The sequence below is a fragment of the Pseudomonas endophytica genome (assembly GCF_001411475.1).
GTDB classification, from domain to species: Bacteria; Pseudomonadota; Gammaproteobacteria; order Pseudomonadales; family Pseudomonadaceae; genus Aquipseudomonas; species Aquipseudomonas endophytica.
Window position 1 is genome coordinate 1 of record NZ_LLWH01000240.1, and the last position, 15,441, is coordinate 15,441.

Genomic DNA, 15,441 nt, shown 5'->3' on the forward strand with positions numbered 1-15,441 from the left:
GGATGTGCTGACCGGCTATCGGGCGGGCCACCACGCGGTCGAAGCCCACGCGCTATCGCTCGCACCTCTGGCTAGGCAACTACCGTTAGGCGACGTCGATAGCCTGATACGCAACCGGCCCGACGTGGTGCGCGCCGAGCGCCTGCTGGCGGCGAGCACTGAAGACGTCGGAGCCGCAACCGCGGAACTGTACCCGCGCCTTAACCTAGGTGGCTTTATCGGTTTCTTCGCGTTGCGAGGCAGCGACATAGGCAGCGCATCACGCGCATTCGAGATTGCCCCCAGCGTCAGTTGGCCAGCATTGCACTTAGGTAGCCTTCGTGCTCGGCTGCGCGCTTCGCAGGCGTTGGCGGACGGTGCTTTAGCCCGTTATGAACAATCGTTACTGCTAGCGCAGGAGGAGGTGCAGCACGCGGTCACTCAGCTCACGCAGCAGCAGACGCGCTTGGCATCGCTACTGCAATCGGCCACCCACAGTGCCGCGGCACTCGATATCGCGCAGAGTCGTTACCGCGCAGGGTCGGGCAGCTACATGGCGGTGCTGGAAAATCAGCGCGCACTGTACGAGATTCGCCAAGAGCTGGCTCAGGCAGAAACCGCTTCGTATATCCATGTCATTGCCCTCTACAAAGCGCTGGCTTGGGGCTCGAACAGCCGCGCACCCACCTTTGTGGCCTCTATGTAGTGGGGCCGCGATTTCTCACACACGCTCTTCTTTATCCGTTGGGGCCAGCAGTTCGGTTCGGGTCAGGTACGGCACTTTGCCGGAAGGCACCAGTGTGGCGGCCGCTTCTAAATGAACATCCTGATCATCGAAGAAGATATGCGGGTTGAAGGCGGTCAGCACTTTGGCTTTGCCTACGCCGCCAAGAAAAAAAGCTTCATCAACGTAAACGCCCCAGGCACGTAGGGTGTTGATAACACGCATTTCCGAGGGTGAGTTGCGTGCCGTGACGATGGCGATTCTGATGGGGGAATCTTTGCTACCCGTGGGCAGGCGCTCTTGCAACTTGGCAAGTTTGATCAACAGGCTGGCGTAAGGCCCTTCGTCCATGGGCGTGTGTTGAAGCGCATCTTCTTGGGCTTGGAAGGCGTCTAAGCCCTTGGTCTTGTAGACCAGTTCACTGGCGTCGGAGAACAGCACGGCGTCTCCATCGAAGGCGATGCGCACTTGGCCATCGGGGATTTGAGGCGCGTTGGCCGGTGGCGCCGTGAGGATCGCCGCCGCGCATCGTCTGGAATCAATGACCTTTTGCGCATCTTCCACGTTGGTGGTCAGAAACAGGTCAACGTCGAAGGCGTCGATGTAATCGGCCACCGACTCGCCGCCGGTAAAGGCCGAGCGGGTAATTGCCAACTGGTCACGACGAATAGTCTTGAGTACGCGGATGCCGGTGTCCGGGCTATTACGTGACATCACCACGACTTCGACCAGCGGCGATTGGTCAGCGCTTTTTCGATGCCGGTTAAGGTCCAGCAGGGCTTTGACCAAGTAATAACCGGTACCCGGCATTAGCGGCTCGTCTTCACGCTCCTGCATGTAGCGGCGGTACTTGTCGATCACACTGGCAGGATCGGCTTCGAGCCCGTCCTTAAACATCTGGTCGGACTCACTCATGTCGAACAAGGCGGTAGCGGAAATACCGACGACCAAGGTGTTGCTTAGATCAAATGCCATAGGGTTTCCTAAATGCCGCTTCGCGTCTGCTGATGCGTCGAGGATAGTCGATTTACGGCTGTTATTGCGGTGTAAGGCCATGTGTTTGGCGTCGACGGTCAATGCTTGATTACTCGCGATCCTTCAAAGATCAAAGGATCGCGAGCAAGCTCGCTCCTACACATTTTTGGTGGGCGCAAACCCCGTAGCAGTCGACCTTCCGTCAATAAAAACTCTTCAAGCCTACGAGCACTCCAGCCCCTGCTGATTTCGATCCGATTTTCATACCGATACCGTGCGGCGCTCTCCCATAGGAAGGCGCCCAATGGCTAGCAAGCAAGGCGTGACGCAAACATTACGGCGTATCGGCGGCGATGGCGGCCAAGGGGAATCGTATTTCGATGACATGACCCCTGCCGAACTCAAAGCGCGAGCAGACGGCATCAAGGCCTACGAAGCTATTCAGGCCCGGCAAGACGCCTACATGGAGCGACGCCGGGCGGAGGCTGCGGCAGAGCAACATCAGCCGAGGCCTGAGCGCCGAGGCTGCGTATTCGCCAAGTGCAATAAACTCCCAGATGCCGTTATCAACTACACCGACCCTTCGGGCTTCGTGCCCGTCGACAGCTTAAGCGATTACGGCAACTTCGCGATTTTGGGGGCGCGACAAGCAGACAGCACCGGGTTAGCAGCACTGGAAAAAATCAGTGGCTCGGTGCCAGCCGGTATTGGGGGGTTGGCCTTAAGCAGTACAGCTACTGTGACAGCGGGCACTGGAACGGCTGCCTCTGGAGCTGCCGCAGCCACCGGCGGAGCAATGCTTGGCGCGTTTTTGGTGGGTGTGGTTGCCCTTTTCTGGCCTTCCTCACTGGCTGATAGCTCGCTCTACACCGAAGATCAACTGCGCTCACTCAAGAAAGCCCGAACCCGAATGCGCATGTACGTTGAGCCGCAGGCAGATGGTTCGCTCAAAGGCTATGGCTTCTACACCGGCCAAAAACCCGAGTGGGAAATGATCGACGTCATCCAGTTCAGCCTGCGCGGTTCGCAGCACGTGGCCGACTTTGGAGACGGCATCGAGTTGATCTGGACGCCCGCGGTCAACCCCCAAGACACCTTGGGCATTCCATCATTAAAAGGCGCGCCAGCGACCCCGCACATCTGGATCTATCCACCGACCAAAGCCGCCGACACCCTCATCGTCAACCCGGTTTACCCACCGGATTACAAAGACTTCATCCTAGTGTTCCCGGCCGACTCAGGGGTATCGCCGCTTTATATTGTGTTGAATGTGCCGCGCAAGGGGGTTACTGAGCCGGGTCATTCGTACCACTCGGCGCCCAAGACAGAAGCTATTACCGGTTTCAATGGCCTCATTAGAGTAAAGGGCAAGACGCCTAAAATCGGTGGTGGTGGTACTCGTGATCGCTGGATAGATTCCAAGGGGAAACGGGTCTATGAATGGGATTCAAGACACGGGGAGCTTGAGGTTTATCTAACAAGCGACGGTAGTCACTTAGGCTCTTTCGATCCTATTACCGGCGAGCAGATGGGGCTTCCTAAAACCAATCGAAATATAAAAAAATATCTGTGAGGTGAGGAATGGGGTTAACAGTTGAGCTTTCTTGGTACGACAAAAAAACGGAATTTATGGTGGAGGACGAAACGTCAGATGATTTGGGCAACGATGTCAGTATCGTAGAAGCGTTAAACTTATCAACAGAGCACGACGTCAATAACGGCTGCTTTGATATTAGTCATCAATGGATCATCGTATTGCAGCCATTATTTAGGCATCGTATAGATTTAAACGCCTTCGACTATCAAGTTTCATTTAATTATAAAAAAACACCTTAGTAAAAACCGAACAGATCTGTATTCGACTGTCGCCTAGCAACAGGAGAATAGAGCCATGAAGTATGTAATCGAGGTTTTCGACAAATCTACAGAGTTACTAATTTATGAGTTTTTGATACCGGCGAGGAATGACGAAGACGTCAAAGAAATTATGGCATGGACAACTGAGCAGCAAGGGTGGGAAGGGTACGATCTGAGGGCTGATCAATTAGAAGCACTTGAAAAACTCGTGAACGAAAAATTCGACACCTTGGCTTTTGATTTTCAGCTCACTGTTAATGCATAACGAGCTTTTACCGCGATCTTTTTAAAGATCAAAAGATCGCGAGCAAGATCCAACAACGCAGGGTGTGGGTGTTTAATGTTTATAGGCTCCAGAATCCACCCTGTAGGAGCTGCCGAAGGCTGCGAGCTTGAGATCTTAAGATCGCGAGCCAAGCGGGCTACCGGTTGGGGTTTAGAACGCTTGCAGGCACAAGTCGTCAATCACGGCTTTGCTCATGTCGCATAGGTAATGCGACGCCCAAGCATGACGTTCGCCGTCTTTTTCTAGTGCGGCATCCAGCGCCAGCTTTTTAGCGCAATACAATAAGGCCGAAACGTGTTCCAACGCTTGGCGCAAAGGTACATCGGGGTTAACGCGAAAGAGTTCGTGGCTATCTTTGCCGCAAGGACCGAAGGTGACGGCGCCAAGGGTTTTGATTGAAGAAGAGGTGGTCATTGAGCGTGCTCCTAATTGGGTTATGAGCTGTCGCTTTTGTTTCCAGGCAAAAGGTGACAGCTGTACGCAGGCTGGAAACCGGGACAATTAGGAAACCCGGCAGGCCCGAAGACCTCCCGCGCACAGCCGTCATAGATGAAGGCTGACGCACAAAAAACGCCAATACCCTGAAGGATGAATGGCGCCAAAGGGCGTAATTGTTATCCGGGATTCCAGGCCCGACCACTGTTTTTTTCAGTGACGGCACACAGTACGCCCGCACTCAACACCCAGAAGCCATCCATTGCCGCAGTTCACGTAGGAACCCGCGCTTTTATGCGCCTGCCTCTTGAGCTGTGTATGCGAACAGCCTACTCAGGCAATTGAGTTTTTGGTTTGAGGCCGCTTACCTGCAATAGCGGCACCTCGGTTTATCTGATAACCGAGGGCTGCTATTGCGGGCTAGCTCGCTTGCGTCGTTAGAGGCGGTCGGGACCGTTGCCGAAGCGGGTCTCCATCAGGGTAATGAAGTCTTCTAGGCTCATTTTCTGGCCATTGAAGTCGACTTGACCTGCTGCGTAGTTGAGCGATGCCAAGATGTTGTTGCCCTCTACTTTCGCTAGGCCCGTTTGTACCGCCATAACGCCCGCCATTTCGCTGTACGCGTTGGCCGTTTGCTCAATGACTTGAGGGTTAGTCTGGCCGGCCAGCTGTGCCTGAACGGTCGACAGATCGGCAATCATCGGTTTGGACAACACCAATTTGGCATCTAATGATGTCAATACTTGTTGGGTTAGCTCGACCGGAGGCTGCTCGAAGGTCGTCGGCGAAGCGAGGTTGGCACTCACGTTGAAGTCACTTTGGCCATTGGCCGTTTTGATCGTGAACTTCTCCAGCGCCAGCTGTGGTTTGGCCTCCAACATTTTTTTGACGTCGACTTGCATCTGCGTCTGTTCAGCTTGGGTCAATGGCGCGAAGGTCGTTGTACCGTCAGCTTGAGTCTGGGCTTTGCTCTGATAGAACGCCAAGAGCGACTGCATGGCCGGAATGTCTAGGCTGCTAGCCGTCATGATAATTTGCGCGCTGCCCACAGGTTTGTCGTCCAACGTGAAGTCGCCCACGCTGTAAGAGAGACGCCCGGACATCAGGTCACCTTTGGCCGAGGCAGAACCCGCATATTCAAAGTTTTTAACCTTGGCGACTGACTGACGCTCGCCGAACGTCAGTTGAGCTTCACTCAATTCCAGTACGTTCTGGCCTAAGTAAAAACCAAAGGCGCTCTTGTTCAGATCACTGGCTAGGGTCAGCCCATTGAGTTCGATTCGTGCACGCGGCTTACCCGGTGTGGTGCTCACGAATTCCAGGTGATCCATGTAGCCTTTGCCTTTGACATTTTGCCCGTCAGCGTCGGACTGTGCGTTCATGGTTAAGCCGGAGAAAACGAAGTTGGCGTTTTCGTCGAGCTTGGCTTCAAGAGGCAGCAACGTCAGGTCGCCGTCTACAGAGCGGTTGTAGCCAATGGTTACCTGGCCCTTGAGTGGAGACTGATCTTTGGCCGCGGCAAACCACTTTTCTGTGAACGGCGTTTTCACCAGCGAGTAATTGCTGGTCGCCATCACTGGCATCCATTTGAGGGTTTTGATCCGCGACCACGGCAAAGGGCCATGCTCGATGTGGTCTTCAAACAAAAACACCATGGGCTGCTTGCCCATGTCTGTGTCGTCTTGGATATCGACACGATAGTGCGCAGTGCTGGTGTACAGGTGGCGTTCAAATGAAGCCAGCTCAATTGTGGCGCGGGTCGTGGTGCCTTGGAGTTGTTGCGCCAGCTCTACGTTGGCCTGCTCTAGAGATTTCTGAAGCTCACCCTCAAGTTTGGTTCCGGTGTACCACGCGCCTGCGGTATTCAGAACCCCAACGGTGATAACGATCCCTGCCAGTACGCCTAATGGTTTGTTCATTAATTGACCCGTTCAATGTCCGTTGTGTTGAAAGTTGTGCGGTCTTTACTGAGCCCGTCGTGGACTCAAAAGTGGCAGCAGGTTAACACCCGGAACCCGGCGACGCTGTTTTTCAGTGGTAGCAGGGGGAGGAGAAAGCAGGTGCTACTTAGCCAGACTGATGGGCTTGACCCGCTCAAACAGTAGCTCTCAGAGCGTGCCCGCACGCTCGAACCTAAGCATGCGGACATGTCCTACACCACTAATAGCGCAATCCTTATGCCTCGACAGCTAGTGCTGATCTGATATGAGCCCAAGGACTACTTATGGTTCCGCAGTGTTCGAGGGTTGAACACGCCCACTTTCCCAGCCGCCACCCAGAGCCAAGAACAGGTCTATCTGGCTCATCGCCACTTGCGTGTTGGCGGCGGCCAATTGAGCCCGCACATCGGTGTAGGTACGCGTCGCTTGAAGGTCTGAGAGGAAGGATTCGCGCCCAGCGGAAAAAAACTGATGGGTCTGGTCAGCGGCCGTTTTGGCTGAAGCATCCGCTTCGGCCAATGCATCACGGCGCTGGAGCGCTGCAGTGTATTGCACAAGGCTGGTCTGGGTTTCGCGAACAGCGTTTAACACCACGCCATCAAAGGTTGCCAGTGCGCCTTGGGTAGCGGCTTCTGCTTCGCGGATCCGCGCTCTCGAGCCATTGGTGGGGATGGTCCAGCTTAGCAACGGGCCAAAGCCCCAACGGTTGGCCGCAGGCTTACCCAAGTTGTCTATCATCCCGACCGTGCCAATGCTGGCGCCGATGCTGATGTCCGGGTACAGCGAGCCCGTGGCGACGCCGATTTCGGCTGTTGCGGCGGCCAAGTGGCGCTCTGCTTGGCGAACATCCGGGCGGCGCTTGAGCAACGTAGCACCGTCACCTACGGGCAGTAATTGCGCAATGTGCGGCAGCTCTGCGCAAGTGGCTACGTGCGCGGGTAGTTGGTCTAGGGGTTTGGCCAGCAGCATGGACAAACGAAACAGCCCGGCTTGGCGCTCGGCTTCGTAGCGCGGCAGTTGCGCACGCAACGATTTAACTTGGGTTTCAGAGCGTGTGACTTGGGTTTCATCGCCTCGCCCGGCATCACGCAGACGCTGAGTCAGTGCGGTGGTTTGCGCTTGAAGTTTTAGCGATTCGTTGGCAATGCCAAGCTCTTCATTGGCCGCGCAAACTTGGACGTAAGCGCGTACCACGTCAGCTACCACGGTGATGCGCGCGGTGTCAGCAGCCGCTTGCGTGGCATCGGCATTGGCTTGTGCCGCTTCAATGCCTCGCTTTAAGGTGCCCCACAAGTCGAACTGGTACGACGTGCTGATGCCGAGATCTCCGACGTTAGCCACCGGTACTTTGTCTGCGAGCAGAAAGGCTTCGCCGGACTCTTGAATACGTTGTGCACCGGCTTTTACCGAGGCGCTCCAACCGCCGGCAGATTCCGCCTGTTCAATCTGAGCCCGTGCCCGCGCCAAGTTCGCAGCCGCAACTCGCAAGTTGGTGTTGGAGGCCATTGCCTCGCGCACCAACTCATTGAGTGTCGGGTCTTGATAGAGCTTCCACCAATCGCTGGGCACCGGCGCAGAGACGACGTTGGCGCCCTCACCCGCCAACTCACCTTGCAAGTCAGAGCGCTGCAGGGCCGCGTCTTTGGGCAGGTGATAGTCAGGCCCAACCATCTGGCAGCCGGACAGCAGCAACCCGAGCCCTACGGCTGCTAGGCGAACAGCTTTCATTGCGCAGTCTCCTGAACCGGCTTGGTTTTGGGTGAGTCGGAGATGATGGAAACCGTCGCGGTGCGTCCGGCGATCATGCGGAAGTCTGCGGGCACATCATCAAAGGCGATACGCACCGGAATCCGTTGCGCCAGCCGCACCCAACTAAAGGCAGGGTTAACGTTTGGCAGCAGATTTTGACCACTGGTGCGGTCGCGGTCTTCGATACCGGCCACGATGCTTTCTACGTGGCCACGCAAGCGAGCGTCGTCACCGATCACACGAATATCAACGCTTTGGCCCACATGGATGCCGTCGAGTTTAGTTTCTTCGAAATAGCCATCTATATGGAAAGAGCTACTGTCGACGATTGATAAAACGGGCCGCCCCGCTGTCACGAACTCGTTAACCCGCGGTGCACGGTCGTTAACGTAGCCATCAACCGGGCTGCGCACCACGGTGCGATCAAGGTTGAGTTGCGCACTGTCGACGGCCACTTCGGCTTCCGTCAGTGCGGCTTGGGCGCGCATTTCTCGCGACTGGCTTTCTTCCAGTTGCTCACGCGCAACGAGGTTGCCCAGGCCACGGTTACGTCGATTTTCACGCTGGGCTTGAGCCAATGTTTCTTTGCGGTCGGCAACGGTCGCCTGCGCCTGACGCAATGCCAGCTTGAAGCGGTCTTGGTCGATAACGAATAAGACCTGATCTCGCGTCACAAGTTGGTTGTCGCGCACCTCTACTTGCTTGATGAGGCCCGAAACATCAGGTGAGATTTGCACCACGTCAGCACGGATGTGGCCATCACGCGTCCAGGGGGCAAACATGTAATACATGGTCATGCGCCAGACCACGACGCAGGCAAACGCTACCACCAATAAAGTGAGAACAACGCGGCCCAAGGTCAGTAAAGGTTTTTTCATGTCATCAGATATCGACTAAACGAATCCACAACGCCCAGCAGCAGAGCGTAGAGACCAACGTTGAACAAAGCCCGGTGCCAGACCAAGCGGTAAAAGTGCAGACGCGTAAGTACCGCGTGAACCACTAAAAACAGTAAGTAGGTGATGCCCATCAGTACCAAGAGCGTAGGCAGAAAAACCCCGCTGATGTCGATGTCTCCGATCATAGCGGCGCTCCATCAATACCTTGGACATGCGGGTGTTGCAGATCATCGTTATCCACAATGAATTCGACACCCGGCAACAGTGCTAAACGCAAACCGCTAAGGGCATGTAGCAGATGGATCCGTGCCTCGCTCTGATCTTGCAGCGCGTTTGCATTGAGCGCCCGACGGGTTCGGTCCAAGGTCATTTGCAAGCCACTCGGAATAGGAAGGCGCTCTCCGGTTTTCAGGCAGTCGCGAAAGTAATCGCCTACATCACTGACGACCTGACGCAGTAACAATTGCGGCCCGCCAGTCACCCGTGGTGCGTAGGCCAGCAAGTCTAGGAGGTTAAGCGCAACACGTAGTTCACGCAAAGCAACACCGGTGTCTTGCCCGGTCATGGCCAGCCGCGGAAGGTGCTGCATCAAACGGTCGAGCATTTGCGCACCCATGTGTCGGTGTTTCGCCAAGGTCGCGGGCTTGGTCAGCCTGACAATGTCGCGCCAGCTGAAGCGGGTCAGTCGTTTAGCTGCCAGCTCCGCACCAAAAGGCCGTGCAATTAGGGTCCAGATAAAAGCAAAGAGCAGCCCAATAGGACCTGCCAAGTTAGCGTTTAAGAACACCTGAAAGTCAGCGTCGTAAGCCCCCTGAATGCTGATGAATGACGCGGTGTTGACGATAGTCAGCAAGGTGCCGAGATAAAAGCGCGGCTGGACCGTAAGGGTGCCGACGCAAATAAACGGTACGGCGAATGCGAGCACCAACATGGGGAAATCGTGCAGGTTGGGCAAGATCACAAACAGGTACAAGCTGGCAAACAGGACGGAGAGCGAGGTCCAGAAAAAGAACCGGTAAATCTGCGGTGCCGGATCGTCCATGGCCGCGAAGAAGCTGCAGGCAACGGCCGCCAAAATGACCGCGCTGGCGCCGTCAGTCCAGCCCAAGAGGATCCACAGCACACAGGCGACAACAATCGCCGTCACGGTGGAAAACGCTGAGTAGAGCATCAGACCGCGATCCAGAAACGGCGTCAGTCGACCGAGTCGCCAGTGCCGGTAAACCGCTCGCCAAACGTCTTGATTGCCTGTTGCAATGGCTTGTTGCAAGCTGCGGCAGTCTTGCCACAAGTCGATCCACTCGCCCAGTCGATAGAGCACGTTGGAGAGTAATAATTGGTGCCGATCATCCAAGGCTTCGGCGCTGGGTTGCAGCTGTTTCAGCTCATTGCGCAGTGCTTCCCATTGTTCGACAGGGGCACCGTCGCTGGTTTTTTCAAGCCATGTGCGCGCGTGATCTAACAATGGCGTGACTTTTTCTACCAGCTCTGGGGTCCGTCGCTCAAGAGCGTAAAGGGCATCATCCAACGCATCCACGACGGGCAGTAAATGGATCATCCGCCCGCGCAGCTCTTTGGTATTACGCACGGTTTGCGGGTGCGCGCCGTCGTGAGGTAACTGCCCAATCATCAGTTCAAGGGTGTTAAAGGTCTGCACCATTGATGAGCGCAAGCCACTGACTTTACCTGGGTCTACCTCACGGGACAGAAAGTACTGACTGTACTGGGCGGCGTCGGAGAACCATTTGGCCGACGAGTCGACAAACACCGGTGTCAGACGTCGCGGCCAGAACATGCTGCCTACCACGGCCGCACAGACAATGCCGAGCATGATCTCTTCAGTGCGTGAGACGGCGATGTCAAACACGTTTAGCGGGTTATCCACAATCGGCAATGCGATCATCGGCATGGTGTAGCCCGCCAGCATGAAGACATAGCTGTTAGCAGTGCGCAGGTGCAATGACAAAAACAGCAGGATGCCTGTCCATAGCGCAATAACCAGTACCAACAAAAACGGTGTTTGCACAAATAGCGGTACAAAGAAAACAGCAGCGCTAGCCCCCAGCAGCGTACCAAGGGCGCGGTAGACCGCCTTGGAACTGGTGGGGCCGACAAAGGGGCTGGAGACGATGTACACCGTTGCCATCGCCCAATAGGGGCGAGGCATTTCCATCAGCAACGCGATATACAGCGCGATCATGGACGCCGCAAAAGTACGTACGCCATAGAACCAGTCTCGGGCGGGCGGCATGCTGCTGAAAAAGCCGTTCAAGAAACGACTCCTTCAGGCAGTTGGCCTGCCGCTTCAAAGGCTTTGATCACTCTTAGCGCGGCTTCTTGATCCGCTACACAAACGTCGGCCAGCGCAGCACGCCTGAGTTGCACCAACTGCGCCTCAATCGACTGCACCAGCGTGCGACCGGTGTCTGTCAGGCTCAAGGTTTTGGCGCGGCGATCACTGGCGTCTTCGTTGCGCACGACGTAACCCGCTTTGCACATTTGGTCGAGCAGGCGCACCAGCGACGGGCTTTCCATACCCGCAGCCTGGGCCACGGTCACTTGGCGCACGCCCTCACCCAAGCGGCCGATAATTAGCAGCGGCATGGCGCAGGCTTCGGAGATCCCGTAGTTGATCAGCGTGGTTTGGCAGACGCGACGCCAATGGCGAGTAGCCACCACCATACCGGTGCTGATGTTCAATTGGAGTTGATCAAGAGTGTCGGGCAAGAGGCATCACATAATGTTAGTTTGCTAACTATTTAGTTTGCGCGGGCAAATAGTCATCGTCAAGTGTTACTAATTAATTCTGCTTACCCGTGATCGGTTTTTTGCGCAGCATGAGGTTCAGTTGATCGACCACTTCAGCCCAATCTGCATCTTCGAGTATTTCGTCACGCAAAAATTCAGCTTGCGAGGGTGTCCAAAAAAACGCGTCCGCCAGTTTAAGACTGGGCTTGAGCGGTGAGTGCGACGTTACGAATTTCTCAATATCTTCAGGCTCTGCAGGCAGACCCAATTGCTTGAACAGTGACGCAAGACTATGGATGGGCGCTTGCATGACGTGAACTCCCTTTAGAATCGTGACAACCGTGATTAGCATCGCAGGTCAAATATAGTCGAACTAGGGTGCCGTCGATGGTCAGATCCTGAGTTTTGTCCCATCCCGGCGGAATAGGTGCAAAGTCATCCGGTTGTTCGCTACTGCTGATCAGTCAAACCATGGCCGGTAAAGAATGTGTATCGACGGGCGGTTGCCAGCGCACATCGCCACCGGCTTTTAGCTCGTTCATGTGTTGCAATTAATCCACAAGACCCACACGCCAAGGCAGCAACATCCCCAGTAGCGAATACTTGCGAACTTCTCTAACGCCCATGGTGATTATTTGGCGTATAGCCACCCTTAAGCTTAGGCCCGTGTGACAGCTTAGGAGACAAATTAGTTAGCGCGGCTGATCCGCTTTAAATATGACTGGCAAGACTGCTCTCTAGGATGTATTTCTAGATACCGAGGCTTATTCGTAACAAGGTTTGACAGAGCTCAGGCCAGTATCTAACGTGAGCTGGCTTTACATCAATAGACTGAATTTCTGCCGTGGGTAGCGCCAACGTGGCCGTTAACAAGAATCCATTAAGCAGCATTGAAACACTCGGGCCTATACCTGCCCATTTAGCGCGGTCAGTGATTGAGGAGTCTTTGCGTAACGCTATCCTCGACGGGCGATTACCTTACGGCACGGCCCTTCGCCAGCAAGCATTGGCCGCGCTGTTCGGCGTGAGTCGCATGCCGGTTCGTGAGGCTTTACGACAGCTCGAATCTCAAGGACTGTTAAAGGTAGTTCAATACAAAGGCGCGGTGGTTGCGTCATTGGTTGAAGACGACTCACTGGAAACTTATGAGCTGCGGTTTCTACTAGAGGCGCAAGCTTTGCGCTTGTCATTGCCGCTGCTGAGTGACGAGGATTTCAAGACAGCCTCCGACTGTATTGACTCGCTTGAGGCCGAAACTGATTTCGAAAAAATAGGCACTCTCAATCGGCTCTTTCATCAAGCGCTTTACAGTAAAGCCCCAAACAAAAAATTACTGGCTTTGATCGAAAATGGGCTTGTTGAAGAAGAGCGCTTTCTGCGCTTTAACCTCGAGAAAATGGGTGTGGGGAAGTTGTGTCAGGATGATCATCGAGCGTTACTGCGCCACGCTAAGGCGAGGGACGTTGAGGGTTGTATCAAAGAACTGGAACAGCATCTTCAACGCGGCGTGAATGCCATTACCCGCTACTTGGACAGCCAAAAACTAAAACAGCTCTAACATGCGTAATGTCAGAGCTGTGGGTAAGTCAGTTATAGGGACGGATCAAATTTTGAAACTGTCGACTAATTGCTTGAGGCGACTCGCTTGTTGTGAAAGCGCATCGCAGTCTTTGAGCGTTTCGTTGAGGTTCACTACACCCTGCTGATTTAGCAGGTTGATGTGGTTGATATCCACGTTGAGGCTTTCAACCACTGAAGTTTGCTCTTCAGTGGCTGCTGCCACCGATTGATTCATGCCGTCAATTTCTTCTATACGCTGGGTAACACTGATCAAGCGTGCACCTGCCTGATTGGCAACTTGCACACTGTCCTCGCTGGAAATCTGGCTGGCGTTCATGGTGTTAACCGCTTCGCGAGAGCCAATTTGCAGCGAGGTAATCATTTTATGAATTTCCTCTGCCGACTCCTGAGTGCGATGGGCGAGGTTACGCACCTCATCCGCCACAACGGCAAACCCACGACCTGCTTCACCGGCACGCGCAGCCTCAATGGCCGCGTTGAGGGCCAGCAAGTTGGTTTGTTGGGAGATGCCTTTGATTACATCGAGTATGTGGCCAATGTTGTCGGTACTGGCATTCAGGGTTTCGATCTGAGCACATGACACGCTGATCTTCTGCGAGAGTTCGGTCATGGCCTGAATGGTCTGATCAACCACTTTACGGCCATCATCTGCCTGCTCACTCGCACCACTGGCATGCTGCGAGGCGTCGGCGGCATTGCGTGCGATCTCTTGGGTCGCAGCACCTAGCTCGTTGATGGCTGCGGCCACGCTGTTGGTTCTCGCGCTTTGCTCGTCCGAGCCAGTGATTGATGCGTTGGAGGAGGCCATCACTCGCTCCGATAAGTCATGCACTTGTCGGGTTACGGATGAAACCTCAGAAATGGACGCATGAATTCGCTCAACGAATTGATTGAAGGAGCCAGCTAATTCGCCAAACTCGTCTTTATTCTCAATTGCCAAGCGACGCGTCAGATCGCCTTCACCTTGCGCGATATCTTGCATAGCACGGCCCATGGTCGTCAGCGGACGCATCAGGACTCGAATCAACAGACTCAGTAAGACTGTAATCACCGCCACAGCGACGACTACAGCGATTAATGCTGAAGTTCGGAATTTAGAAAGCGAAGCGTACGCTTTGTCTTTATCCAATGACTGACCGATGTACCAGTCTGCAGAGGGTAAACCTTTCACCGGGGTAAACGAGACGATTCGCTCCTGCCCGTTGAGCATCACGTCTTGAATGCCTTTTTCAATCTTCAACGAGCTGGTCGGATAAATATCCCGCAGGTTCTTCATCACTTGGTCTTTATCTGGACTGACAATGACCTGCCCGTCACCACTCACAAGAAATGCGTAACCCAAACCACCGGAATCTACTGAATTGATTATGTTGACCAAGCTATCTAGGCTCAAATCCCCGCCAATCACACCCAACAACTGATCGTCTTTTTTGACGGGCATGGCTATGGTGAGGATCAGACCTCCTACAGTGGCCATATAAGGCGGAGTCAGCATTGTCTTACCGGCGCTGACACCCTGTTTGTACCAAGGCCGCTCGCGAGGGTCATAGCCGTCTGGCATCTCGGCGTCAGGTCGCTGGATAAATACCCCGTTGGCCTGCCCAATATAAGTGAACTGAAAGTTCGAGGTGAGCGCAGGCTGGTCAATCAGTCCCGGGAGGTCGGCGCCATTACCTTGGTGGGCTATGTTTTGTGCAAGGCTCTCTAACACCAGAATGCGACCACTCAACCAATTCTGAACACTGCTGGCAGTTAACTTGCCTGCCTGCTGCACGGACGAGTCGATATCCTGCCTGATGGTATTTCGCTGCAGGTAATCGTTATATAAGGCGAATAAAGCAAACGCCAAAACTACGACGCCTGAAGCGGCCAGAAGAATTTTATGACTGAACTTGAGATTCATCGCATGGTACTTCTTATGCCGAAAGGATGGAGGCGTGTAGGTTGAAACCCAAGAGTCTGTATGACTGTTCAACTCATTACACATTGCTCAACAAGCTGTCGGCATCCACGGCTAAAAACTTAGCCTCTTGTAGCAGTTTTTTGCTTTAGCCGACGAATGCCCTGTTGCGCTTGTAAGATCTACTGATGGCATAAGGACGTTTGGGAATTTTCGTCGCGCAAAAACAAAACCCCTGTCTGCGCTAGCAGACAGGGGTTTCGGAATTCAATCTTGACGATGACCTACTCTCACATGGGGAAACCCCACACTACCATCGGCGATGCATCGTTTCACTACTGAGTTCGGGATGGGATCAGGTGGTTCCA

At 54.4% G+C, this 15,441-nt stretch carries 15 protein-coding genes, 1 rRNA gene and 1 pseudogene; 5 read left to right on the forward strand and 12 right to left on the reverse strand.

Annotation, left to right across the window (positions count from 1 at the left end):
• The coding region (locus AQS70_RS22845) for a TolC family protein (RefSeq protein ID WP_162233924.1) at window positions 1-685 on the forward strand (685 nt) is incomplete at its 5' end.
• 15 nt (window positions 686-700) lie between these two features.
• On the opposite strand, the gene AQS70_RS22850 is transcribed toward AQS70_RS22845, so the two are convergent.
• Window positions 701-1,678 (reverse strand): 5'-nucleotidase, encoded by a 978-nt coding sequence (locus AQS70_RS22850; protein WP_055105008.1) that lies wholly within the window; start codon window positions 1,676-1,678, stop codon window positions 701-703.
• Window positions 1,679-1,982: 304 nt separating this feature from the next.
• On the opposite strand from AQS70_RS22850, the gene AQS70_RS22855 reads away from it, so the two are divergent.
• The 3 genes from AQS70_RS22855 to AQS70_RS22865 are packed head-to-tail and all read left to right on the forward strand — an operon-like array spanning window position 1,983 to window position 3,800.
• Window positions 1,983-3,251 (forward strand): colicin E3/pyocin S6 family cytotoxin, encoded by a 1,269-nt coding sequence (locus AQS70_RS22855; protein WP_055105009.1) that lies wholly within the window; start codon window positions 1,983-1,985, stop codon window positions 3,249-3,251.
• An 8-nt stretch (window positions 3,252-3,259) separates the two neighbouring features.
• Complete coding sequence (locus tag AQS70_RS22860; RefSeq protein WP_055105010.1) at window positions 3,260-3,514, forward strand: colicin E3-like toxin immunity protein; 255 nt, start codon at window positions 3,260-3,262, stop codon at window positions 3,512-3,514.
• 55 nt (window positions 3,515-3,569) lie between these two features.
• Entirely contained in the window at window positions 3,570-3,800 is a 231-nt protein-coding gene (locus AQS70_RS22865) for a DUF7683 domain-containing protein (RefSeq protein WP_055105011.1), read from the forward strand.
• A gap of 171 nt (window positions 3,801-3,971) precedes the next feature.
• Here the strand turns inward: AQS70_RS22865 and AQS70_RS22870 are convergent, their stop codons facing one another.
• The 8 genes from AQS70_RS22870 to AQS70_RS22905 form a co-directional block, all read right to left on the reverse strand.
• Complete coding sequence (locus AQS70_RS22870) at window positions 3,972-4,235, reverse strand: DUF3077 domain-containing protein (protein WP_055105012.1); 264 nt, start codon at window positions 4,233-4,235, stop codon at window positions 3,972-3,974.
• Window positions 4,236-4,693: 458 nt separating this feature from the next.
• Window positions 4,694-6,175 (reverse strand): YdgA family protein, encoded by a 1,482-nt coding sequence (locus tag AQS70_RS22875; RefSeq protein ID WP_055105013.1) that lies wholly within the window; start codon window positions 6,173-6,175, stop codon window positions 4,694-4,696.
• A 303-nt stretch (window positions 6,176-6,478) separates the two neighbouring features.
• The gene (locus AQS70_RS22880; RefSeq protein ID WP_055105014.1) at window positions 6,479-7,924 is read right to left on the reverse strand and encodes an efflux transporter outer membrane subunit; all 1,446 of its coding nucleotides are present in this window, start codon (window positions 7,922-7,924) and stop codon (window positions 6,479-6,481) included.
• The gene (locus AQS70_RS22885) at window positions 7,921-8,823 is read right to left on the reverse strand and encodes an efflux RND transporter periplasmic adaptor subunit (RefSeq protein ID WP_055105015.1); all 903 of its coding nucleotides are present in this window, start codon (window positions 8,821-8,823) and stop codon (window positions 7,921-7,923) included. Before AQS70_RS22885 ends, AQS70_RS22880 begins: the two co-directional genes overlap by 4 nt.
• Window positions 8,820-9,029 carry a DUF1656 domain-containing protein gene (locus AQS70_RS22890; protein WP_055105016.1) on the reverse strand — a complete coding sequence of 70 codons (210 nt, stop codon included), beginning with the start codon at window positions 9,027-9,029 and terminating at the stop codon, window positions 8,820-8,822. Before AQS70_RS22890 ends, AQS70_RS22885 begins: the two co-directional genes overlap by 4 nt.
• Complete coding sequence (locus tag AQS70_RS22895; RefSeq protein WP_055105017.1) at window positions 9,026-11,116, reverse strand: FUSC family protein; 2,091 nt, start codon at window positions 11,114-11,116, stop codon at window positions 9,026-9,028. Before AQS70_RS22895 ends, AQS70_RS22890 begins: the two co-directional genes overlap by 4 nt.
• A complete protein-coding gene (locus AQS70_RS22900) occupies window positions 11,113-11,544 on the reverse strand; it encodes a MarR family winged helix-turn-helix transcriptional regulator (protein ID WP_055105020.1) in 432 nt (143 codons plus the stop codon). The genes AQS70_RS22895 and AQS70_RS22900 overlap by 4 nt, the downstream gene beginning before the upstream one ends.
• 100 nt (window positions 11,545-11,644) lie before the next feature.
• Entirely contained in the window at window positions 11,645-11,902 is a 258-nt protein-coding gene (locus AQS70_RS22905) for a DUF2789 domain-containing protein (RefSeq protein ID WP_055105018.1), read from the reverse strand.
• A 549-nt stretch (window positions 11,903-12,451) separates the two neighbouring features.
• On the opposite strand from AQS70_RS22905, the gene AQS70_RS22910 reads away from it, so the two are divergent.
• On the forward strand, window positions 12,452-13,150 hold the full coding sequence (locus tag AQS70_RS22910; RefSeq protein WP_055105021.1) for a GntR family transcriptional regulator: 699 nt from the start codon (window positions 12,452-12,454) through the stop codon (window positions 13,148-13,150).
• 45 nt (window positions 13,151-13,195) lie between these two features.
• Here the strand turns inward: AQS70_RS22910 and AQS70_RS24365 are convergent, their stop codons facing one another.
• The 3 genes and pseudogenes from AQS70_RS24365 to rrf form a co-directional block, all read right to left on the reverse strand.
• Window positions 13,196-13,981, reverse strand: coding sequence for a methyl-accepting chemotaxis protein (locus tag AQS70_RS24365; RefSeq protein ID WP_420912364.1), 786 nt, complete (start codon window positions 13,979-13,981; stop codon window positions 13,196-13,198).
• Window positions 13,982-14,098: 117 nt separating this feature from the next.
• Window positions 14,099-15,160, reverse strand: a pseudogene (locus AQS70_RS24370) (HAMP domain-containing protein); the annotation flags it as partial.
• A 184-nt stretch (window positions 15,161-15,344) separates the two neighbouring features.
• Window positions 15,345-15,441, reverse strand: a 5S ribosomal RNA gene (gene rrf / locus AQS70_RS22920); the annotation flags it as partial.